This is a genomic window from Streptomyces sp. So13.3 (assembly GCF_005860785.2).
GTDB classification, from domain to species: Bacteria; Actinomycetota; Actinomycetes; order Streptomycetales; family Streptomycetaceae; genus Actinacidiphila; species Actinacidiphila fildesensis.
On sequence record NZ_CP048835.1, the window covers coordinates 7,886,163 to 7,907,087 of the forward strand.

Annotated in this window: 17 protein-coding genes and 1 pseudogene; 12 read left to right on the forward strand and 6 right to left on the reverse strand. The window is 69.7% G+C overall.

The genetic code is table 11. The annotated features are described in order from the left end of the window. Window positions 1-678: 678 nt before the first annotated feature. Window positions 679-1,299 carry a hypothetical protein gene (locus C8250_RS43990; RefSeq protein WP_244809567.1) on the forward strand — a complete coding sequence of 207 codons (621 nt, stop codon included), beginning with the start codon at window positions 679-681 and terminating at the stop codon, window positions 1,297-1,299. Here C8250_RS43990 and C8250_RS44970 read toward each other — a convergent pair. After that, a pseudogene (locus tag C8250_RS44970) lies at window positions 1,266-1,568 on the reverse strand (helix-turn-helix transcriptional regulator); the annotation flags it as partial. The gene C8250_RS43990 and the pseudogene C8250_RS44970 overlap by 34 nt on opposite strands. A gap of 195 nt (window positions 1,569-1,763) precedes the next feature. Here C8250_RS44970 and C8250_RS35330 point away from each other — a divergent pair. Both C8250_RS35330 and C8250_RS44000 read left to right on the forward strand, forming a co-directional pair. Continuing rightward, window positions 1,764-2,924 (forward strand): Ig-like domain-containing protein, encoded by a 1,161-nt coding sequence (locus C8250_RS35330; RefSeq protein ID WP_244809571.1) that lies wholly within the window; start codon window positions 1,764-1,766, stop codon window positions 2,922-2,924. Continuing rightward, window positions 2,870-3,019 carry a hypothetical protein gene (locus C8250_RS44000; protein WP_232486013.1) on the forward strand — a complete coding sequence of 50 codons (150 nt, stop codon included), beginning with the start codon at window positions 2,870-2,872 and terminating at the stop codon, window positions 3,017-3,019. The genes C8250_RS35330 and C8250_RS44000 overlap by 55 nt, the downstream gene beginning before the upstream one ends. Window positions 3,020-3,111: 92 nt before the next feature. On the opposite strand, the gene C8250_RS35335 is transcribed toward C8250_RS44000, so the two are convergent. After that, window positions 3,112-3,567, reverse strand: a complete 456-nt coding sequence (locus tag C8250_RS35335; RefSeq protein ID WP_138352786.1) for a MarR family transcriptional regulator — start codon at window positions 3,565-3,567, stop codon at window positions 3,112-3,114. 127 nt (window positions 3,568-3,694) lie between these two features. Between C8250_RS35335 and C8250_RS35340 the strand changes: the two genes are divergently transcribed. Together C8250_RS35340 and C8250_RS35345 are read left to right on the forward strand one after the other, a co-directional pair. Then, a complete protein-coding gene (locus tag C8250_RS35340; protein ID WP_138352787.1) occupies window positions 3,695-4,087 on the forward strand; it encodes a nuclear transport factor 2 family protein in 393 nt (130 codons plus the stop codon). Window positions 4,088-4,223: 136 nt separating this feature from the next. Continuing rightward, window positions 4,224-5,438 (forward strand): alpha/beta fold hydrolase, encoded by a 1,215-nt coding sequence (locus C8250_RS35345; protein WP_187145116.1) that lies wholly within the window; start codon window positions 4,224-4,226, stop codon window positions 5,436-5,438. 175 nt (window positions 5,439-5,613) lie between these two features. Here the strand turns inward: C8250_RS35345 and C8250_RS35350 are convergent, their stop codons facing one another. Together C8250_RS35350 and C8250_RS44550 are read right to left on the reverse strand one after the other, a co-directional pair. Beyond that, window positions 5,614-5,955, reverse strand: a complete 342-nt coding sequence (locus C8250_RS35350) for a hypothetical protein (RefSeq protein ID WP_138352789.1) — start codon at window positions 5,953-5,955, stop codon at window positions 5,614-5,616. Between the two features lie 96 nt (window positions 5,956-6,051). Next, entirely contained in the window at window positions 6,052-6,174 is a 123-nt protein-coding gene (locus tag C8250_RS44550) for a hypothetical protein (RefSeq protein WP_269288850.1), read from the reverse strand. Window positions 6,175-6,220: 46 nt separating this feature from the next. On the opposite strand from C8250_RS44550, the gene C8250_RS35355 reads away from it, so the two are divergent. The 5 genes from C8250_RS35355 (at window position 6,221) to C8250_RS35375 (ending at window position 13,924) form a co-directional block, all read left to right on the forward strand. Then, on the forward strand, window positions 6,221-7,249 hold the full coding sequence (locus C8250_RS35355; RefSeq protein WP_138352790.1) for a carboxylesterase family protein: 1,029 nt from the start codon (window positions 6,221-6,223) through the stop codon (window positions 7,247-7,249). A 274-nt stretch (window positions 7,250-7,523) separates the two neighbouring features. Then, on the forward strand, window positions 7,524-10,457 hold the full coding sequence (locus tag C8250_RS35360; protein WP_138352791.1) for a BTAD domain-containing putative transcriptional regulator: 2,934 nt from the start codon (window positions 7,524-7,526) through the stop codon (window positions 10,455-10,457). A gap of 584 nt (window positions 10,458-11,041) precedes the next feature. Further along, entirely contained in the window at window positions 11,042-11,875 is an 834-nt protein-coding gene (locus C8250_RS35365) for a PIG-L family deacetylase (RefSeq protein ID WP_138352792.1), read from the forward strand. Window positions 11,876-12,028: 153 nt separating this feature from the next. Next, window positions 12,029-13,231: a PQQ-binding-like beta-propeller repeat protein gene (locus C8250_RS35370; protein ID WP_138352793.1), complete on the forward strand. Its 1,203-nt coding sequence runs from the start codon at window positions 12,029-12,031 to the stop codon at window positions 13,229-13,231. A gap of 159 nt (window positions 13,232-13,390) precedes the next feature. Beyond that, window positions 13,391-13,924 carry a YbaK/EbsC family protein gene (locus C8250_RS35375; RefSeq protein WP_138352794.1) on the forward strand — a complete coding sequence of 178 codons (534 nt, stop codon included), beginning with the start codon at window positions 13,391-13,393 and terminating at the stop codon, window positions 13,922-13,924. Window positions 13,925-14,227: 303 nt separating this feature from the next. On the opposite strand, the gene C8250_RS35380 is transcribed toward C8250_RS35375, so the two are convergent. Continuing rightward, window positions 14,228-14,950 carry a carbon-nitrogen hydrolase family protein gene (locus tag C8250_RS35380; RefSeq protein WP_138352795.1) on the reverse strand — a complete coding sequence of 241 codons (723 nt, stop codon included), beginning with the start codon at window positions 14,948-14,950 and terminating at the stop codon, window positions 14,228-14,230. A 226-nt stretch (window positions 14,951-15,176) separates the two neighbouring features. Between C8250_RS35380 and C8250_RS35385 the strand changes: the two genes are divergently transcribed. Next, window positions 15,177-15,323, forward strand: coding sequence for a hypothetical protein (locus tag C8250_RS35385; protein WP_187145117.1), 147 nt, complete (start codon window positions 15,177-15,179; stop codon window positions 15,321-15,323). 335 nt (window positions 15,324-15,658) lie between these two features. On the opposite strand, the gene C8250_RS35390 is transcribed toward C8250_RS35385, so the two are convergent. Further along, complete coding sequence (locus C8250_RS35390) at window positions 15,659-17,443, reverse strand: hypothetical protein (RefSeq protein ID WP_138352796.1); 1,785 nt, start codon at window positions 17,441-17,443, stop codon at window positions 15,659-15,661. Window positions 17,444-17,899: 456 nt separating this feature from the next. Between C8250_RS35390 and C8250_RS35395 the strand changes: the two genes are divergently transcribed. Further along, window positions 17,900-20,794 carry an AAA family ATPase gene (locus C8250_RS35395; protein WP_232485214.1) on the forward strand — a complete coding sequence of 965 codons (2,895 nt, stop codon included), beginning with the start codon at window positions 17,900-17,902 and terminating at the stop codon, window positions 20,792-20,794. Window positions 20,795-20,925: the final 131 nt, after the last annotated feature.

Here is a 20,925-nt window from a genome sequence, read left to right on the forward strand (position 1 = left end):
ATGCCGGTGGATTCGGTGAAGGTGAGGTGGGGGAGGCCGGGTGAGCAGCGGTCGTTCCGGGGCCGGCCCCGGAGTACCGGGACGTCCGGGGCCGGCTCGCTGTCACCGCTGGAACGGGCTCGGCTCCCAGGCTTGTCCGCCGATCGGGTGGACCACAGCGGCCGGCCCTTCACCGCGCTGATGCGGAACGGCGTGCCGTGGCCGAGGTCGACGGGGAGCGTCCCCTTCCGGTCGCCGCTGGACCACTCCAGCTCCAGGTACCAGGACACGTCGTGGGCGGTGGTCCGGGCGGTGATCTCGATGACCTCCGGGTCGCCCTCGCTCACCTTCAGCGGCAGGCCGGTGCTGCCCTCGGTCACGACCGGCCGCGGGCGGGCCGCGTCGAGATCGAGGTCGTAGGAATGGACGTCGACTCCGCCGCCGCAGCCCTCGCCCATGGAATAGGCGTTCCAGGCGAGGGGAGCCGCGATCCGGGCGACCCGGACGTTGAGGCCCGACAGCACCACGGTGTCCCTGCTCGTGCCCTGCACGACGATCTCGATCGACAGGTAGGGGCCGGGAACCGCGCCGAGCCGGGAGACCCAGCCCGCCACGTCCGGCACCTGGGGCGGTCGAGGGACTTCGGACGGCGGGCGGTCGACCAGGTACTGATCGCACGGGGTGTCCCACCCGGAAGGCTTGACCGAAACCTTGATCGGAGCGCTCGTGTCCGTCCCGCCGCTCGGCCCCGGCGAGCCCGCGCCCGCGCCCGGGCCCGCGCCGGCGGAGGCGAGCGCGGGGGAGGACGACGACGAGTCGAGGCCGCCCGCGGCCGGAGATCCGGAGGACGACCCGCCGGCCGTGGCCCGCCCAGGATCGGTGTCACTGCCGGTGGCCGACTCCAGCCCCGTAGCGACCGCCCCGATGGTGGCCAGCACCACGGCGACCGCCGCCGCGGCCAGCATCCCCCGGTGGCGGACCCGCCACCGCAGCGGCACCGCCCGGGGGACAGGGTCCGGTTCGGCGCGGGCGGCGGGGACCGGTCCGGCCTCATCACCTCTCCCGTCCGGTGTCGCCTGCGCCTCCGGCCCCGCCTGTGCCTCCGCCTGTGCCTCCGTCGGACCCGTCGCCCCCGTCGCCCCCGTCGGACCCGTCGGACTGGACGGTTCGGACCCGGATGACGTCCTGGTCCCTCGCGCCGCGTGGACGACGACCCACAGCCGATACAGCTCGACGAGCTCTTGCGGCGTCGCTCTGCACAGCCGCGCGAGGTGGTCCAGCGGGGCGAACTCCGTCGGCACCACGTCGCCGGTGCAGTAGCGGTGGAGCGTCGAGGTGCTCAGATGCAGCTTCTTCGCCAGCGCGCCGTAACTGAGCCCCGACCGGCTCTTCAGCTCCCCGAGCAGCAGCGCGATCTCGTCCCGCTCCCTCAACTCCCCGAACCCCTCTGGCACCGTTCCTCCACCCCGCTCTTGCGTCCCGCAATGATCGCGCCCCGCCGTCCCCGGCCGACATCGGCGGTCGGGTTCGGCGCTGTCGCGTCCCCCCGCGGCCGGACCACCGTGAAGCGATCTCCGGGGCAGAAGCACGCCCGCTCACGCTCCCGCGGTTCCCGCCGCCGGGCACGCCGTTCCTGCGTCCCATTCACGCGTCCCAGGAAGGTTACGTCTTCCCAGCTCAAAGGAGGTAAAGGCGTCCCTGCGTCCCAGATCGGACGCCGGCCGTTGCTGCTGGGACGAAGCGGCCGACAAGCTTTCGGTGATCACCGAGAAGGAGCAACAACAGTGAGCACTGTTCAGGCGGCCCGGCGCGCGATACGTACCGGCGACCGATTCCACCGCGGCGCGGTGGCGCTGACGATGGGCGGCATCCTGCTGATGACCGCGGCCTGCGGCAACCCCCACGGCGAGGGCGCCGAGGCCTCCCGTGCGACGGACACCGCTGCAGCAGGCGGCCCGGCCGCCACGACCACAGGCGGGGCTGTGCCGAAGACGTCGGCCGCGGTGCTGGACGTCGAGCCGAAGGACGGCGCCCAGGGCGTCGCCCCGAACGCGCTTCGGGTGTCGGTCTCCCACGGGAGGCTCACCACCGTGGACGTGACCGACAAGAACGGCAAGCCCGTGCCCGGCTCGCTCACCCCGGACGGCACCGGCTGGAAGCCCGCCGCCGCGCTCGCACCCGGCACGGCGTACACGGTGAACGCCCAGGCGACGGACGCCGACGGCCTCGTGGCCGCCGCCACCACCGCGTTCACCACACGCACGCCCGGCAGGCAGGTCTCCACGAACGACAACATCGGCGACGGCCAGACCTACGGCGTGGGCATGATCGTCAAGGTGGAGTTCAGCAAGAAGATCGTGAACAAGGACGCCGTCGCCAAGGGCATCACCTTCGCGACCGACAACGGCACCGAGGTGAAGGGCCACTGGTTCGGCGACGACCGGCTGGACTTCCGCCCGGCCGAGTACTGGAAGCCGGGCACCAAGGTCACCATCCACTACCGACTGAAGAACGTCGAGGTCTCACCGGGCGTCTACGGCGACGTGGACAAGGACGAGCCGTTCACCATCGGCCGGTCGCAGGTGTCCACCGCGAACGCCGCCACGCACCAGCTCACGATCGTCCGGGACGGCAAGGCCACCACCGTGCCCGCCACGCTCGGCGACGAGAAGCACCCGTCGTGGAGCGGCACGATGGTGATCATGTCCAAGGAGAAGGTCACCCACATGAACTCCCGGACCGTCGGACTCGGCGACGAGTACGACATCCCCGCCGTCCCGCACGCGATGCGGCTGACCAGCAGCGGCACCTACCTCCACGGCAACTACTGGTACAAGGGCGACCGTTCGGCAAGGCCAACACCAGCCACGGCTGCGTCTCGCTCAAGGACGTGGAGGGCGGCAGCGACAACTCCGCCGCGGGCGCGTTCTTCAACAGCTCGCTGATCGGCGACGTGGTCAAGGTCGTGCACTCGAAGGAGAAGGCGGTCGCCCCCGACAACGGGCTCGGCGGCTGGAACCTCCCCTGGGCGAACTGGTAGACCTGCCCGCCTGCCCGCCTGCCCGCCTGCCCGCCTGCCCGCCTGCCCGCCTGCTGGCCCGCTCGACCGCTCGATCGCACCGCCCGTGACGGTCAGTCGTGGTCGCCGGCGAAGGGTCCCTCGTCGACGAAGCGGCGCAGGAGGCGGGCGAAGGTGCGGGCGTCGGCCTGCGGCCAGCTGGCGAGTGAGTCCTCGATGGCGTCCGCGAGTCGCTGCCGGGTGACGGCCACGACGGCGCGGCCGTCGTCGGTGAGGGTGAGCAGGGTGGCGCGGCTGTCGTCCGGGTCCGGGTGGCGCTCGAGGAGCCCGAACCGCTCCAGGCGGTCGGCGCGCCGGCTGACGGTGGTGCGGTCCAGTCCGACCTCGCGGCCGAGGTCGGCGGCGCTGCACGGGCCGGTGCGGGCCAGGCCGCTGAGGACCGGGTAGGTGAGGTCGTCAACCGCCTCCTCCAGGCCGTCGGTGAGGCGGGTATGGAGACGGGTGCGGGTGCTGCGCCGCAGGAGCAGCCCGAGGGTCTGGGCGATGTCGTCGCCGGTCGTGTTCGTCACCGCTTCAGAATAGCGTGCGCGAAGCACGCTTTCCCCGTACAGTCATAAGCGTGCTCGAAGCACGCATCTCTCGTGCATCTCTTGTGCTCGCCTTGCGGGCCACTACCACCACACCGGAGGAAATCCCATGAACCGCACCGACATCCGCGCCGCCCTCACCGACCTGCTCCTCACCCCGGGCCTGGATCTGGACGAGGCCGCCGAGCGGCACTTCGCCCCCGACTACCGCCAGCGCACCGACGGCAGCTGGGCGGATCGCACCGAATTCCTCGCCCATATCGCCCACCTGCGCACGGTCGTGGCCGGCGGCTCGGTCGAGGTCCACGACGAACTCGCGGACGGCGACCGGTACGCCGACCGCCACACCATGGAGGTCGTGAAGACGGACGGCTCCACGGTCCGCATGGAGGTCTACGTGTTCGGCGAGTTCGCGCCCGACGGCCGCTTCCGCCGGATCGAGGAGACCACCTTGCTGCTCGCAGGCTCCGAGGCCGACCGCGACCTCGGCAGCGCCCGCTGACCCCCCTCGTGCCGATCCCCGTCGTGTCGATCCCCGTCGTGCCGATCCCCGGCGTCGGAAGGCTCAGACGCCGACCGCAACCCCGCCGCCGCCCCCGCCCGGCCCTGCTCATTCCCTCACCTTCAAGGACACTGTCATGAAGCAGCTGCTGTTCCCGGACAACACCCAGTTCTGGTACGAGACCCTGCGGTCGATGAGTCACATCGCTTATGGCGGCGCTGATTTCGGTGAGGTCGTCTCGACGTGTGAGCGCATCGTTGAGGGTGACTACGACAGTTGGCACACGGAGTGGCTCGCGACGGCGGACCGGGTGGCCGGCGAGGCGCGGATGGCGCTGGAGGCCGGTCACCCGGTCAGTGCGCGGGACGGGTTCTTGCGGGCGTCGAACTATTACCGGTCGGCTGAGTTCTTCCTGCACGGGCACCCGTGCGACCCGCGCCATGACCATGCCTACGACCGCAGCGTGGCCTGTTTCCAGGCGGCCGCCGCGCTGTCCACCCCGCGTATCGAGCCGGTCCGTATCCCGTACGAGGGCACCACGCTGCCCGGCTACCTCTACCGGGCCGACACCACCGGCGCACCCCGGCCGACGCTGATCATGCACTCCGGTTTCGACGGCACCGCCGAGGAGCTCCACTTCAGCGGCGCGCTGGCGGCCGTGGAGCGCGGTTATACGGTGCTGACCTTCGACGGCCCAGGGCAGCCCGGCCCGCGCCACCGCGAAGGGCTGGTCTTCCGCCCCGACTGGGAGAACGTCATCACCCCCGTGATCGACTTCGCCGAGACCCTTCCCGAGGTCGACCCCAGCCGTATCGCGCTGCTGGGCTCCAGCATGGGCGGTGTGCTCGCCCCCCGGGCGGTGGCCTTCGAGCACCGCCTGGCCGCGCTGATAGCTGTGGACGGTGTCTATGACCTCGGCCAGATCTCCGTCCGCAACATCCCCGGCGACCGCGCCGCGGCCGAACGTCTCCTGCGCGCGGACTCGGCCCCTGAACTCGACGCGGGCTTCGAGCAGCTCATGGCCCAGGATGCCACCGCCCGCTGGGCGATCAACCACGGCATGTACGTCATGGGCGTCGACACCCCCCGCGCCTTCAGCGCCTCCTACCTCGACTACACCCTTCACCACGGCATCGCCGAACAGATCCAGTGCCCCACCCTGGTCTGCGACGCCGCCGACGACGAATTCTTCAAGGGCCAGCCCGAGCAGCTCTACCACCACCTGACCTGCCCCAAAACCCTCATGGTCTTCACCGCCGAAGAAGGCGCCGGCGCGCACTGCCACCCCGGCGCCATGCGCCTGTCCCTCGCCCGCATCTACGACTGGCTCGACGACACCCTCACGACGTGAGCGGCGGTCGCCGGACGGCCCTCCCGGTCGGCCCAGACCGCCCGGTAGGCCCCGACCGCCCGGTGGGCCGCCGCCGGACGTCGGCGGTGCTGCCGCCGTCCGGAGCCGGCACCGCATCGACCCGGATCATCCCGCTGCCGGGCCTGAACACAGTGGGGTGAACACTGGCAGCCGGTCACCTTGAAGTCGGAGGTGCGGTGCCGGCCATCGAGATCGACAGTCCGTCGGTGAGCCATCTATGAGCCACCGTCATGTTCAGCACGCGTCCGCCGGTGACCGTGCCGACCAGGGCCCAATAGCGTTCCAGGCGGGGGTCGAAGCCGGACGACCTCGACACCAGCCCGTGCAGGTATGCGCGGAAGGCGGGGATGTCCGACTCGCGCCGGGCTCGTGCGTGGGCGGAGACGAAGGCGTTCACCGCATCCCCGGCGCTGGGCGGCAGCCCCTGGGTCACAGCGGCGGCCGTCAGGACGACGGCATCGTCGATCTCCCCGTAGAAGGCCGGGGCGTCCCTCATCTCTTCGTCGTGGTCCTGTGTCCAGCGGGTGAAACTGGGCGTGGAGATGAGCAGATGAAGCTCGGCGTAGGCCAGCGCTGAAGCGGGATCGGGGTCCTACGGTGGGTCGGGGGACAGCATGGCGATCATGATGTCGAGCCGGCGCTCGGGCATGGCCGCGGACAGCTCGCGATACCAGTGACCGGTGCGGGTGCGATGCGCCTGTGGGAGCCGCTGCACGCGCGAGAGGATCTCCAGACGCCGGAGCCGCTTCTCGCTTGTGCAGATGCCGGTACCAGGTGCGGGCGTGGTCCTCTGGTCGGAGTACTGCCTCTATCTCAACGTCACGATGCCGACGCCGAAGCCGGCCGGGCAGAAGCGGCCCGTGCTGGTGTGGATGCACGGCGGTGCGTTCCTGGGCGGTTCCGGCAGTGACTACAGCACCGAACAACTGGCGGTCCGGGGTGACACGGTCGTCGTCACGGTCAACTACCGGTTGGGAATCTTCGGTTACTTCGGCCACCCCGGGTTGGGCTCCGCCCCACCGTTCGGCCTGGCGGACCAGCAGGCCGCCCTGCGCTGGGTGCGGGCGAACGCGGAACGCTTCGGCGGTGATCCGGGCAGTGTCACTTTGTTCGGTGAGTCCGCCGGTGCCCTCAGTATCTGTGCACACCTCACCTCGCCGACGGCCGTCGGACTCTTCCAGCGGGCGGTGCTCCAGAGCGGTTCCTGCCTCATGTCCTTCCCCCGTGGTGCTCTTGGACCCGGAATGCCGGCGTACGAGCCGTTCGCCTCGGAGAGCGATGTCCAGACGGCCGGTGCAGAAGCCGCCCGGCAACTGGGCTGTACAGCGGGCGGCGGAGATGAGGTACTGGCGTGCCTGCGTGGGCAGAGCACGGATCGCCTCGCCACCGCGCAGCTGATGCAGTCCTTCAACCGGCCCGCCTTCGGCAATGCGCTGCTGCCCGTGGCGCCTGGCCAGGCGTTGGCGTCGGGGCACTTCCACCGCGTGCCGGTCATCCAGGGTTTCGAAATCGAAGGACCCACCCGCTGGTTTCGTGGTCATGTCCGCGTAGATCAGTCATCCAGCAGCGGGGGAGTCCTCCCGTCCGTACGGGGCCAGCTCTGCCGACAGTCCCCGCTGTTCCGCCTCGAAGGTTGTCCCGGAGTGGTGAGCGACCAGACAGACCAACCACCGCGGTACTTCGAGGGATTTGAGATGACGCGCACCGTCGAGCCACGGATAGGGCATGCGTCCTGCGGATTTCGGACGAACGCCGGGGAGCGATGTCCCCCCGTCATCGGTGATCTTTGACGCCGCAGCGACCGCGGGGACGGACTCTCTCCACCAGATCAAGGCAACTCGCTCCGCTCGCCGCCGCCCTCAACTGTTCCGGTTCAGGTACTGGAGGAACAAGGAAACATAGGTCCGATCGGTGGCTTGCGAGCAGGGAAATGCCCGGCCCGCTCGCCTTCGGTGAGCCGTGCAACAGGGACGCTATGGACACGGATCCGTCGGCCGTCCTAGATTCGTCCCAGTGCGAGGTCAGCCGGGGGATTGACGCTCATCATCGTGTGCCGGGGGGAACATGAGATTCGGCTTGCTGGGGCCGTTGCACGCCCAGATCGCCGGACGCGCGGTCCCGTTGAACGGGCCGCGGCAGACCAAGATGCTGGCAGCGCTTCTGATCGACGCCAACAACATCGTCGCCATGGAGCGGCTCGTCGCCGTGATGTGGGACGGGAACGCGCCCGCCACCGCGGTCCGCCAGGTCCAGGATGCTGTCTCCGGGCTGCGCCGCAACCTCGTCGTCTGCGGAGCACCCGGCTCCTTGATCAGCACGCGGCGCGGCGGCTATGAGATCCACCTGGCCCGGGATCAGCTCGACCTGCTGGAGTTCGACCACGAGCGACACCTCGCCGAACAGCGCACGGCCCCGTTCGAGACAGCCCTCGCGCTGCGGCGGGCGCTGGCCTGCTGGCGCGGAAGCGCCCTGGCCGACACTCCCAGTCAAGTCCTGGAAATCGATGCGGCGGGGCTGAACGAGAAGCGTGCGGCCACGCACAAACAGTGCCTCGCCATCGAACTCGACCTGGGGCGCCACCGAGAGGTCATCGATGAACTGACCGTTCTGCTCCGCGAGCACCCCTACGACGAGCAGGTCGCCGAACACCTGATGGTCGCCCTCTACCGGTGCGGAAGACAAGGCGAGGCGCTGCAGGCGTACGAGCGGCTGCGCCGGACACTGGCCGACGAACTCGGCGTCGACCCCACCCCGCCGCTCCAGGCGCTGCATCAGCGCATCCTGACCGCAGATCCCGCCCTGGCCGCTCCGGTCCCGGCACAGGGTCCCTCGGGCACACCACCGGAGAGTCCTGCCCCGGCGGCCCCCGGGCCGGCAATGGCGATGCCCGTGCGTCAATTGCCCCTCGACGTAACCGACTTCGTGGGCCGGGCAGAAGCACTGGCCGAGATCGCCGGACTGCTCGACGTGTCGGCGTCGAACCGGGCCCCGGTGGCCGTCATCGTGGGCAGTCCCGGTGTCGGCAAGTCCAGCCTGGTGACGCACGCTGCGCGGCTGGCGAGCGCCAACTTCCCCGACGGCCAGCTCTACCTCAACCTCGCGGCAACATCGGACGAGCCACGGGACCCGGGACTGATGCTGGCCGAAGCACTGCGCGCGCTCTCCATCGCCGGCAGTGCGATCCCGAACGGCCTGTCCGAGCGCGCCGCGCTCTACCGTTCGTTGCTGGTCGACCGTCACATGCTGGTGGTACTGGACGATGCCGGTCACGCCGATCAGGTGCTGCCGCTACTGCCAGGCGCCGACGGTTGTGCCGTGTTGATCACCAGCCGCACTCTGCTGACGCAACTTCCCGGCGCCCGGCATATCGACCTGGACGTGCTGAGCCCGGCAGAGGCGCGGGAGTTGTTCACCGGAATTGTCGGGCGGCGGCGGGTCGAGCGGGAACCGGGCGAAGCTGACGCGATCCTCGACTGCTGCGGCAACCTGCCGCTGGCGATCCGAATCGCCGGCGGCAAACTCGCGGGCCGCCCGGCCTGGTCGCTGCGGGTGCTGCGGGAACGCATCGAGGACGAGTCCCGGCGGCTGGCCGAGCTGAGGATCGGGGACCTCAACGTGCGGGCCAGCGTCGAACTGAGCCTACGGCTGCTGCCGGCCGACGCTGTGCGCGCGCTGAGTCTGCTGGGTCTGCTCGGCCCCTACACCCTGCCCGGCTGGGTGGTCGGCCCGTTGCTGGACCGCCCGGACGGCGAAGAAGTGCTGGACACCCTCGTCGACGCCAGCCTGGTGCGGCTGACCGCCACCGACGCCATCGGCCAGCCGCGCTACCGACTGCACGACCTGATCAGGACCTGCGCCGTGGAGATCGCCGCTCCCCTGCCGACCGCGGACAAGCGGGACGCGATCATCCGGGTGCTGTCCGTCTGGCTCGATCTGGTCAGGCGCGGTACCGACCGGCTGCCGGCTGGGCTGCTGACCGCCGCGCCTGGTTCGGCACCGCGCCGGTCGCTGCCCGACGCGGTCATGGACCGGCTCATGGCCGATCCGTTCGGCTGGTTCGACGCGGAACGCGACAACCTGCTCGGTGCGGTGAAACTTGCCGTGGACCGGGGCCTGGACGAGTTGGCCTGGGAGCTGGCGGCCGGCACGGCCACCTACTACGACCACCGGTGTCTGTATCAGGACTGGCAGCACGGGCACCGACTCGCGCTGGACGCGGCCGAGGCCACCGGCAACGCGCGCGGCGCATCGGTGCTGCTCCGCGGACTTGGTCAACTGCACATCTACCAAGACGAATTCGACCGAGCCACCCGCGCCCTCGACATGTCCATCGAGCTGTGCCGGGACAACGGGGACAAACGCGGCGAGGCACTGTCGGTGGCGATGCTCAGTACGGTCAGCCGGGTGCAGGGCCGTGACGACGAAGCACTCGAACGTGTCGAGCAAGCGCTGGCCATCGCGGTCGGTGAAGGCGACCGGGACGTCGAAGCGCAGCTGTCCTGCTCCATGGCCGTGATGCGACTCATGCAGGGCCAACTCGAAGAGGCGGAGTCCTGGTTCACCGGAGCCTTGAACCTGTCCAGGGCGCTTGACGACGAGCATCGCGTCGCCGTCGTGCTGCGGCGGTTCAGCAGACTGCACGATCGGCGCGGTGATCCGGACGAGGCGCTGCGCTGTCTGTGGCAGGCGTCGGCCACCTTCGAGAGACTGGCCGACGAGCGGTGCACCGCGTACACGCTGCTGGAAGTCGGCCGCGTGTACGCCGGTCAGGACGACCGGGACCAGGCGAGCCCGGCGTTGGAGCGCGCGGCTGGCCTCTTCCACCGGCACGGCGACCGCCAGGACGAGGCCACGTGCTGGCAACTGATCGGCGACCTGGACGCCGCGGCCGGCAGCCACCACATGGCGCGCCAACACCGAGGGCGGGCGCTGCGGCTGTGGCAGACGATCGGTGAAATGAACCAGACGACAGCTCCAGCGCGACCATCTTCCCCGTGAAGCGCGGCTGTGACGCGCCCTGCGGCCGTGCGGAACAGGCAGTTCGAAGTCATCCGTACCTACCACCCAGCCGACAAGCACTGTGGTCGGCCGATCCCGAAGTTCGCGCCGCCCGAGAGCAGGATCGCGCCGAGGCGTACCGCCGCGCGGCAGCCGTCATCCAGAGTTAGCAGAAGCGCGAGCATGGCGCGGCATACCTTGGGCGAGCATCCAATGAGACGGGGCTCAGCGGGTCCTCCGCTGCGGAAATCCACAGGGTGGCCGGACCGATGGACCGCCGTCGGATGATCAAGGGTCCTGTGGGCGGACGGCCGCCCGGCGTCGGCACGAGGCCGGCCTGGTCACCTGCGGGCTGCCGCGGAATTCGGCATGGGTCTCGTGAGCACTCGGCTCGGCCGGATGCTGGGAGATGGAGCCATACGGCTGCGCAGGGAACATCCAGACCGGCCGACACGGTTGCATTGGGCGAGGGGCCGGCGCCGCACGGGCGGGAATATGGAGACCGCGAGGTCATCCCACCTGGAGCCGGGCCCCAGGATCGCGGTAGGCCTGCCGCGAGCTCAATTTCTGCAGAGGACTGTTCAATGACTGACCGACCCTTGACGCTGATGGCAGTACACGCCCACCCCGACGACGAAGCCACCGGAACCGGAGGGGTCCTCGCGCGGTATGCGGCGGAAGGCATCCGCACGGTTCTTGTGACGTGTACCGACGGCGGTTGTGGTGACGGACCGGGGGGTGTCAAGCCGGGCGATGCCGGGCACGATCCGGCGGCCGTCGTCCTGATGCGCCGTCAAGAACTCGAGGCGAGCTGTGAGGTCCTGAAGGTCAGTGATCTGGAGACGCTGGACTATGCCGACTCCGGGATGATGGGCTGGCCGAGCAACAAGGCCCCGGGAGCCTTCTGGCAGACCCCCGTGGAGGAAGGCGCCGCCCGGCTCGCGGAACTCATGCGGCACTACCAACCTGATGTGGTCGTCACCTATGACGAGAACGGGTTCTACGGCCACCCCGACCACATTCAGGCCCACCGCATCACGATGGCGGCGCTGGAGATGACCGAGCTGACACCGAAGGTGTACTGGACGACGATGCCCCGCTCGATGATGCAGCGCTTCGGGGAGATCATGCGCGAGTTCAATGAGGACATGCCGGAGCCGGATCCTGCCGAGGCCGCCGCGATGGCCGAGATCGGCCTGCCCGACGATGAGATCTTCACGTGGGTGGACACCACGCCCTTCAGCGGTCAGAAGTTCGATGCGCTGGCCGCGCACGCCAGTCAGGGCGAGAACATCTTCTTCCTCAAGATGGGCAAGGAGAAGTTCGGCGAGTTGATGGGCGTGGAGACCTTCGTACGGGTCAAGGACGCCACCGGCGCGGCCGTACCCGAGAACGATCTCTTCGCCGGATTGCGCTGACCCGCCCGTCCGGCCGAGACCCGGAAGGTCATCGGCCGCACAGCGCGATCGAGCGGGTCACGCACCCGGAGGCTTGTCCGCCGACGCCGCTCGGCCCGAGGACCTGGAGCGGTAAGGCGCTGGTCACAGCGGTGAGGGCTGCCGGAGGTGGGGATGGAACGGATCGCCAAGAGACGGCTGCGGCAGGTGCGGCCCGCCTGGCGGGTTCCGGGGGTTTCAGGTGCGTTCGGCAGCCAGGGTGCCGTGGGGGGCTGGTGCGCGGCCGGTTCGGTGGTGCGCGGGCGCGCGGACGGGTTGCACGCTTACGACCTGGGCACCGGGGAAGCCGTCTGGTCGTGGACCGTTCCCGGCCGCACGGCGCTGCTCGCCATGAGCCGCACGGCTGTGAGCGGGGTGGGTCTGGCCGTCCACGCGGACGACAGCGCAGGTGGCGAGGTCGCCGACTGCGCTGTCACCGCCGTTGGGGTCGAGGGCGGCACTGCCCTGTGGTCCGTTCCGTTCGACCTCAGCGGCGGATCCTGGAGCCTGCACGAGCAGCACGTCCGCGGAGCCGTCGCAGTCGCCCCGAACCGCGCCGTCCTCCTGACGGACGGGCTCGGGCTCCAGGCCTACGCACTGAACAGCGGACGTCCCGTCTGGCCCCCGACCGCAGCGTTGAGGGGCAACGTCCAACTCGCCGTCTGCCGGACCGGCATCATCCAGGTCGGGCTGGACGACGGCCACCTCACCGTCCGGTGTCTCGACGCGGCCGAAGGGACCGTCCGCTGGGAGACCGCTCCGTCCACGCACGGGCCCGTGGCCACGGTCCACGTCCTGCAGGAAGATCCGCTCGCCGTCCTGTGCCGAGGTCGTGGCCGGGGCCGCCGCGGGCCGGAGGAGGTGCTGGTCCTCGACGCCGAGGACGGGCGGACGGCCGGGCGGATACCGGTCTCCGCGCACGGCGAGCTGCGTGTCGCGGCGTACGGACGTGTGGATGGACTGTCCGACGGACAGCGCGTGGCCGCGGTGGGTGAACTGCTGGTTGCCGTGGTGCGTCCGGTGAACGCCTGCGCCGATCAGCTGACCGCGTTCGCCCTGGACGGCGGGGCGCCCCGCTGGACCTGGTGGTCGCATGGGGTGGTCGTCAATGTCTTCGCGGCAGACGGTCACGTCGCGGTGGTGAGCCAAGCGGACCCTCACGTCCGTGTGCACCTGCTCGACGGCGCGACCGGAGCGGTCCGGGCGGTGCGACGGCTGGACGGGTACGAGGTGGGAATGCGTGGCCGGTACTACCTCGACGCCCACCACCGCCTGGTCCACCTGTCGCAATGGGGGGACGGGAGATGGCATCCGCTACAGATGTTCCCCTTGCGTTGACAGCGGGCGCGGCCCTGGTGCGGGCCATCGTGAGCGAGCCTGAGTGTGCCGCAGGTGGCGTGGACCGCGTGACCCCGCAGCCGTCTGCCCGATCCGGCCGTTGCGCCCATGCACCTTCGGCTTTGCCGACAACCAATCGGATTCCGCGATGGTTCGGGGATGAGCGACACACTGATTCAAGCCACGCCCGTCGACCGCACGGCGCGTGCTCATCTCCTCGACCATCTCACCCACCACCGCGCCCGCTTCCGGCGGATCGAGCACGCATCTGAAGGCAGAACCGACGTGGTGAGCGCCCTGCGCGGGCACCCGGTGGGGCAGGCAGCGAAGTGCATCGTCGTCCGAGTGAAGATGACCAAGAAAAGTTCTCACTACGTCCTGGCCGTGGTGCCCGGTGACCGCCGGGTCAATCTGGACAGGATCCAGGAGCTCTGGGAGGCACGGCAGGCGTCCTTCGCCGACCGCGCCACCGCTGAACGCCTTTCCGGTTGTGTCAGCGGCGCCATCGTGCCTTTCACCTTCGATCCAGCGCTGGAACTCGTCGTCGACCCGGCCCTCCTGGAACACGAAGAGATCTTCTTCAACGCAGCCGATCTGAACCTGTCCGTGGCGCTGGACGTGCGCGACTACGTACGGATCGCGGAGCCCCGCACCGAGGCCATCGCGGAGAACGCTGTTGCCCTCGCCGACTGAGCCCCGGCCTGCCGTTGTGTCCCGTCCCACGGGGGCGCAGCGGCAGGCGCCGCGGTACCCGTCAGGACGTGCGGGTGCCTGCCGGGTCGGCATCCGTCCGAAAGGACCACCGGCTCGAACCGGGGGAGAGGAGGCCCGCCCCTGGCTGTGGTCACGGGGACGTTCCTCTTGGCGTAGCGCGCGCACTCGTCAGGCTGCGGCGAAGCTACGACAGACCACATCCACTCAGCACATCAGCCCCCGATGCGTCCGGTCCTGCGCGGGGGATGCAGGACCGAACGCATCGGCATCGCGACCGTGGTGTTACGCGGTCCCGCCCTTGAGCCTGTCCGGTGTGCGGAAGGTTCCGCCGCTGTACATCGGGAGATGTATCGATTCTCCGTATCGGGCGAGCCGGCTCCAGGGTCGGTTGATTCCGGCGGAGCCGTAGCGGCGCACCCTGGTGACGGTGACGGTGACGGTGACGGTGACAGTGTCGAGGACGTCGACGTGGATCTCCTCGCCGGAGCCGGCCTGTTGGCGGACGATGCCCTCCGGGTCGACGACGGCGCTGGTGCCGACCCCGGCCGGGTCGCAGACGTTGACGTTGATGACGTAGACCTGGTTGGTCCAGGCGTTGGCGCGGGCGCAGACGAGTTCCATCTCCCGGTCGCGGGTGGGGGTCAGGGTGGGCTGGATGGCGATCTCCGCTCCCAGCCAGGCGAGCTGGCGGATGGTTTCCGGGAAGGAGCCGTCGTAGCAGATGGCCAGGCCCACCCGGCCGGTGCCGGGAATGTCGAAGACGGTGAACTCGTGTCCGGGCGTTGCTCTTTCGTAGGGCGGCCAGGGGAAGACCTTGCGGTAGCGGGCGACGATCTCGCCGCCGGGTGGGACGGCGAGGGCGGTGTTGTAGATGTGGCCGTCCTCGGCGCGCTCGTAGAGGCTTCCAGGGATGAGCCACAGGCCGGTCTCCGTGGCGAGAGAACAGATCCGGTCGGTAAGCGATCCGGGGATCGCCGTACGCCATGAGCAGGCGGCCCGCCTCATGGCCGCGAGCTCGCTACTGTCCGGGCCTGGGCGCCCGGCAAGTCCTCGGCTGAGCGGCGCGTCGACCTCGCGGCAGACCTGCGGCCGGAGTTATGGCGGGCATCGCTGGAAGTGTTCGTGCACTGCCCCGACCTCGACTTGCGGATGCAGTTGCGCAGCTGCACATCGGGTCCAACTCACCGAGATGAAACGGGGATGTTTCATAGACTGAAGTCACCACCACGCAATGGGCACTCAGAGAGTGGAGATGGACGTGTCACGACGATGGAAGATCGCGATCATCGTGTTGACGGCGGGGATCGCTGCCTTGGTCCTGGTCTTGCTCTACGGGCCCTCCTGGTTCATTGCCTGGGCGGACGACCCGGGCAAGTAGGGCACGTGCATCGGTGCGCAGTGGTACGGCATCCCCGTGTGATCGTCCCTTTGAGTCGTCGGACCGCGAGGTCATGTCCGTAGTCCTCGGCGAAGGCCAGTGGCGTGAGCCCTTCGGGGTCGGGAGTCGGGTCGGTGTACGGCCGAGGGGTACCAAGCGATCACCACGGTGCGGGCGTGATCCAGGGACGTGCGAAGTGCGAGGGACCCGACAACCGGAAGCCCCGACACAGTGGCCGTCCCTCACTCTTCGCTACCGGCATCTCGAAGCGTGGAGGACGGCCACTGCTTGTCTCAACGACGGGACGACATCCGGCCGACCGCGGTCGTGTGGGCTCAGGAGCCGTTGGTGAAGACGGTGACGGAGTTGCCCGGGACGGTCACGTTGTGACCGCCCGTGAAGTCCGCGGTCAGCGTGCGGACCTTGGTGGGGAAGCCGTTGGCGTCGACGGTCGGCGCTGAAGTGCTGGTGTACACGTACTTGTCCAAGGTGACTGTGCCGGTCGGTTCGTTGAGCGAGACGGTCTGCGTGTCGGCGGTGCGATTGACCAGGACGAAGGTCCAGGCGCCGGTGGGCAGTTGGGCGGCCAGGACGCGCACGCCGGTCGGCTGGGCGGGGGCGTGGATGGTGGATCCGGTGGGAAGGTAGCGGCTCAGCAGACTCCAGGTGTAGAACCAGGGCCGGAGCGCGGTCGAGTGCGCCGAGACCGTGTTGGGGTCTTCGGTGCCGCGTCCCCACATGCCGCAGTATGTCTGGGCCGCGTAGCCGTCGAGGCACCATGCGGCGGCGCCGTCGACCCCTGCTCGGGCCTCCTGCACGGCCAGGTCGGCCATGCGCAGCGGCTGCGTCGTGTCCAGCGCGAAGTCGTAGTTCTTGCTGCCGTCCGGGTTCTGGGCCGCCTTCATCCCTGTCTCGCCGAGCAGCACCGGGGTGCCGGTGGGCGTGGCCGCGCGGAGCTGAGCGACCGCCCGGGTCATCACCGGCTCGACGTACGCGGGTGCCGCACCGTACAGCTCCTGGTCGTAGAAGTGCGCCTCACTGGCGCCGAGCAGGCCGCTCTGCGCGGAGCGCAGCCACCACGAGTTGCTGTTGGTCCAGGAGCCCGAGTTCAGAGCGGTCTGCGTCTGCGTCAGGTCGTTGAGCGGATCGTTGAGGGCACTGCCGGCGCCGGCGATCGCCATGCCGCCGACCGTGTGATCCAGGGTCGAGGACGCGACCGACAGACGCAGGTATGTGGCGTTGGCGATGCCCGAGGCCGTGTAGGTGTACTGCCACATACCGCCGCTGTTCTGGCCGGTGACGGTGGCCACCGGCGTCGGTGCGGCAACGGACAGGCTCTTCCAGGTGGTCCCGTCGGACGAGGTCTGGAAGGTGACGGCGGTGTCGGTCGCGCTGGCGGCGTACACCTGCGCCGTGAAGGACTTGAGCGCGGCCGGCTTCCAGACCAGTGCGGAACTGCAGCCCGGGTTGCAGCTCTTCGCGGTCTGGTGGCCCAGGTCGCCGCTGTAGGCGGAGATGCCGGCCTCGGCGGTGTCCGCACCGGAGACGACGGTCTTCGAGGTGCTCACCCCCGCGATGGTGAAGGCGGTGGTCAGGTTGGTGGTCGCGGTCACCCAGTCCGGGTAGGAGTACGACTTCGGTCCGGTCGAGACGTTGGGCTCGTTGAGGCCCACCCAGTACTTCGGTGCGGCACCGTCGACCTGAAGGTGCTTCACCAGCGTCGCCTCGATGGTGGCGGTGCCCGGATCCGTGTAGTTCAGCGGGTCGACGCCGAACAGCCCGCTGACGACGGGGATGCCCTCATCGACGTAGTGTTTGATCACCTTTTCGGCGCTCAGGTAGGCGTCGTTGGTGAAGTCGTAGCCGCCGGTGCTCGTCCAGAACCAGGGCAGGTTGAACATCACCCGCACCACGCCGGGCTTGATGTAGTCCGTGCGGGACACCATCAGATTCCAGTCGGCGGCGGTCCAGGTGGTGCCGTTCGGCGGCTGCGGGGCCTGGTTGTAACCGAAGCCGATCCAGTCGCTGGCGACAACGTCGCTCGGTGCGACGGCGCTGCTGGGTTCGACGGCGCTGCTGGGGGTCGGCACGGCCAGGAAGCTCGTCAGCAGAGCGCCCACCCCCGCAAGAGTCGCGAACGCGGAACGGCCGGCCAGGGAGGGGGAGGGGCGGCGAGAAGGTCGTCGTGGACGCATGATGCGGGGTCTCCAGATCTGCGGGCGGAGCTGAGTCGGAGACGTCACCGTCGATGAGGGTGGTGAGTTCGCCCCAAAACCTCAAACTCAGCGTCCACCACGGTTGATGGTCGTCACTCAGGTGGTGACCGCCTCAAGTCTGGTCTGTGGCGCGGTCCGTGGCATCCGTGAAACTACGTAGTGAGCGGCGGGGCCGGACGTGGTGTCGCCGGGCGGCGGGAACCATGGGCTCGTGCGCCGGCCCGCGACCGGCCCGCGACCCGGCCGGGGACGGGGGCCCAAGGCTCGACATCGCGTCAGCGCCCGTCACCGGATCTCCGCGACCCCGAAACGCTGGGTAGCCTGTTCACATCAGGGCCTGACGAGCGGGGCGAGAGCGTGATGACGGTGGTCGGCAGGTCCGCGGAGGTGGAGCAGTTCGACTCGCTCATCAACGGCCTGGGGATGAACGCGGGGCCCTGGGTGGTCGACATCTCCGGGGACGCCGGTATCGGGAAGAGTCGGCTCCTGGGCGAGGCGTGTGCGCGGGCCAGGCGGCGCGGGCTGACCGTGCTGTGCGGCAGGGCCACCGAGTACGAGCGACACACACCGTTCCAGATCTTTACGGACGCGTTCGCGGACATCGATCCCACGGTGCTCGACGAGGAACTCGTGGCGGCGCTGACGCCGCTGTTGCAGGGTGTCCGCGGTGCGGGGGGCTCCCTGTCACACGCGGGATTATCCAACCGCTTCTCCGTGTATCGCGCCGTCGCCGGGGCGCTGGCACGGCTCGGGGAGAACGGGCTGGTGGTGGCGCTCGACGACCTTCACTGGGCGGATCCCGCGTCCTTGGAGCTGGTGGAGCATCTGATCCGGCATCCGGTGCACGGCCCGGTGCTGCTCCTCCTGGCGCACCGGAAACGGCAGACTCCGACCCCCTTGACCGCCGCTCTCACCCGTGGAATCGACAGCGGCGCCGTGCTGCCCATGGCGCTCGGGCCGCTGGGTGAACGGGAGTCCATCACGGCACTGGCCCCCGACCTGCCTGAGGACGATGCGAGGCAACTGCATGCCGCCAGTGAGGGAAACCCGCTGTACCTGCACGCCCTCCTCCACGCGTACCGGAACGGGGCGTCATTGCCGGGAGTCACCGCCCGGATCCACCCCCACGTACCGGACGACAACGCGGCCGGAGTACCCAATGGGCTGGACTCCTTACTGCTGGATGAACTGACCGCGCTGACGGGGCCGCAGCGCCTCGTCATCGAGGCAGTGGCCGTGCTCGGCGACCATGCGACCTCTTCGATGCTGCGTGTGGCGATCGGTCATTCCGGGCGCGAAGAGCCGGGTGACCCGACCCCCGAACTCGCCCGACGCGACCTGCTCCGGAGGGGAGCGGGCGACAAGTGGACGCTGCGCCACCCGCTGCTGCGGGCACTGGTCTATGAGAACACCGCCCCCCGGCTGCGTACCGAGATCCACTGCCGAGCGGCGGACGAGCTGGCCAGGACCGGTGCCTCCGCCGCCGAGCGCGCCCATCACGTCGAGAGGTCACTCAACGGCTGGGATCCGGCGTCCGCTGCCGTGCTGAGTGAAGCGGCCGTCCAGTTCGCCGATACGGCGCCGGCAACGGCAGCCCATTTGCTGGACGTGGTCCTGCAGATGCTGCCGGAAGCCCCTGAGTTCGACGGACAGCGCGGTGAGCTGACGCTGTCGCGAGCCAAGGCGCTGGGGATCAGCGGCAATCTGCGGCAGAGCCGGGATCTGCTGCACGCACTGATCAGCGTGTCAGGGGACGGCACCCCTGCCCTGCGCGCCGATGCCATCGCCTTGTGCGCCATGATGGAACGGCATCTGGGTCACTCGGCGGAGGCCACCGCGCTGCTCCGCAACGAGCTGTCCCGCACTCCCGGCCCTCCGCCCGGCCAGGTGGTCCCCCTGGGGCTGGCGCTGGGCATGTCCGCGCTGCTGACCGTTTCCTATCCCGACGTACGCGCGGACATCGAGCGGACTCTTGCCGCCGCTCGCTCCCAGGGCGACACCACCGGCGAGGCCGGGGTCCTCGGGCTCGCGGCGCTGGGGGAGGCGTACGAGGGCCGGACCGGGGACGCGGAGCGGTTCGCCGACGCAGCCGCAGGCCTCGTGGACGGCCTGACCGACCCCGGTCTCACCGACCTGTGCGAGTCGCTGGTGTGGCTCGCCTGGGCGGAAGCCCTGCTGGAGCGGTACGCCGAGGCGGAACGGCACGCGGAGCGGGGACTGGACATCGCCCGTCGCGCCGGACAACTCCACGTCCTGCCGCATCTGTTGATGAGCAAGGCCTACGTGCACCTGAGCACCTGCCGACTGCCATCGGCACTGGAGGCCGCCGAGGAGGCCGAATCCGTCGCGCGAGCCATCGGCAGCGGCGACCTGCTGGCGTTCACGTTGTCCACCAAGACGCTGATCGTCCTCGTGGGGAGCCCCCTTGGCGATCACCGGGCGCTGGCGACCGCCGAGGAAGCGGTGGCGGCGGCCGGCATGGGCTGCAACTGGTGGGCGTCACTGGCCTGGTGCATGCTCGGCCAGGCCGCGTACATGGCCGGCGATCCGTACCGTTCGACGGAAGCCATCCTGAGGGCGGGAGGCGGCCCCGGACTTCTGCGGCTGCAACCTTCGCTCCGCCCGGCCCAACTGGAGACCCTCACCAATGCCGCCATCGCGACAGGCGACCTCGACCAGGCGGCAAGCTGGGCCTCCCGGGCCGCGGAGGAGGCGGCCCACATTGGGCTTGCGGGCCAACGCGCGGCGGCGTTGCGCGCCAGGGCCGCGATCGCCGAGCAGCGGGGCGACACCAGCGCTGCCTCGCGCCTGTTCCACGAGGCGGCCCAGGAACACGCTCACACCGATGGGCTTCTCTGGGAGGTGGTGTCCTTGTTGCGGGCGGCCTCGCCGGCGAAGGTCACCGGCCACGGACCTCGTGCCGACGCCATGCTTCGCCGCGCCGAGCGGGTGGCCACCGGAGGCGGGGCGCGGTTGGTCTCCGACCTGGCCGAGTTGATCCGGTCACAGATGGAAGACCCGCCGCACGTCCCCGCGGAGCTGGCCCAGCTCACGGCACGCGAGCTGGAAGTCGCCGCATTGGTGGCCGAGGGACTGAGCAACCAGAACATCGCCACCAAACTCCACCTCAGCCGCCGGACCGTCGAGACCCACCTGTCGACGATCTATCGCAAGACCTCCGTACCTTCACGCTCGGCCCTGGCGAGTCTCATGACCCGGGTCGCTTGTGACAGCCGCGGGTGGCCGACAGCCTGAGCCTCAAGGACTACTGACCGGGCCCACCGATCCGGTGCGGATGTCGGGGGTTCGTCACAACGGTCCGCCGTTGGACCCAGGTTCGTGACGTCACGCTGTGCGGTGCCGCGGTCGCGGTACGTTCTCGGGCA

Coding starts and splice junctions, on each gene's coding strand:
- C8250_RS35350 (WP_138352789.1), bottom strand. CDS start 5,955: ATGAGGGACGCCCCGGCCTTCTACGGGGAGATCGACGATGCCGTCGTC.
- C8250_RS35395 (WP_232485214.1), top strand. CDS start 17,900: ATGACGGTGGTCGGCAGGTCCGCGGAGGTGGAGCAGTTCGACTCGCTC.
- C8250_RS35385 (WP_187145117.1), top strand. CDS start 15,177: ATGGGCACTCAGAGAGTGGAGATGGACGTGTCACGACGATGGAAGATC.
- C8250_RS35375 (WP_138352794.1), top strand. CDS start 13,391: ATGAGCGACACACTGATTCAAGCCACGCCCGTCGACCGCACGGCGCGT.
- C8250_RS35365 (WP_138352792.1), top strand. CDS start 11,042: ATGACTGACCGACCCTTGACGCTGATGGCAGTACACGCCCACCCCGAC.
- C8250_RS35380 (WP_138352795.1), bottom strand. CDS start 14,950: ATGAGGCGGGCCGCCTGCTCATGGCGTACGGCGATCCCCGGATCGCTT.
- C8250_RS35355 (WP_138352790.1), top strand. CDS start 6,221: ATGCCGGTACCAGGTGCGGGCGTGGTCCTCTGGTCGGAGTACTGCCTC.
- C8250_RS35370 (WP_138352793.1), top strand. CDS start 12,029: ATGGAACGGATCGCCAAGAGACGGCTGCGGCAGGTGCGGCCCGCCTGG.
- C8250_RS35360 (WP_138352791.1), top strand. CDS start 7,524: ATGAGATTCGGCTTGCTGGGGCCGTTGCACGCCCAGATCGCCGGACGC.
- C8250_RS35340 (WP_138352787.1), top strand. CDS start 3,695: ATGAACCGCACCGACATCCGCGCCGCCCTCACCGACCTGCTCCTCACC.
- C8250_RS35345 (WP_187145116.1), top strand. CDS start 4,224: ATGAAGCAGCTGCTGTTCCCGGACAACACCCAGTTCTGGTACGAGACC.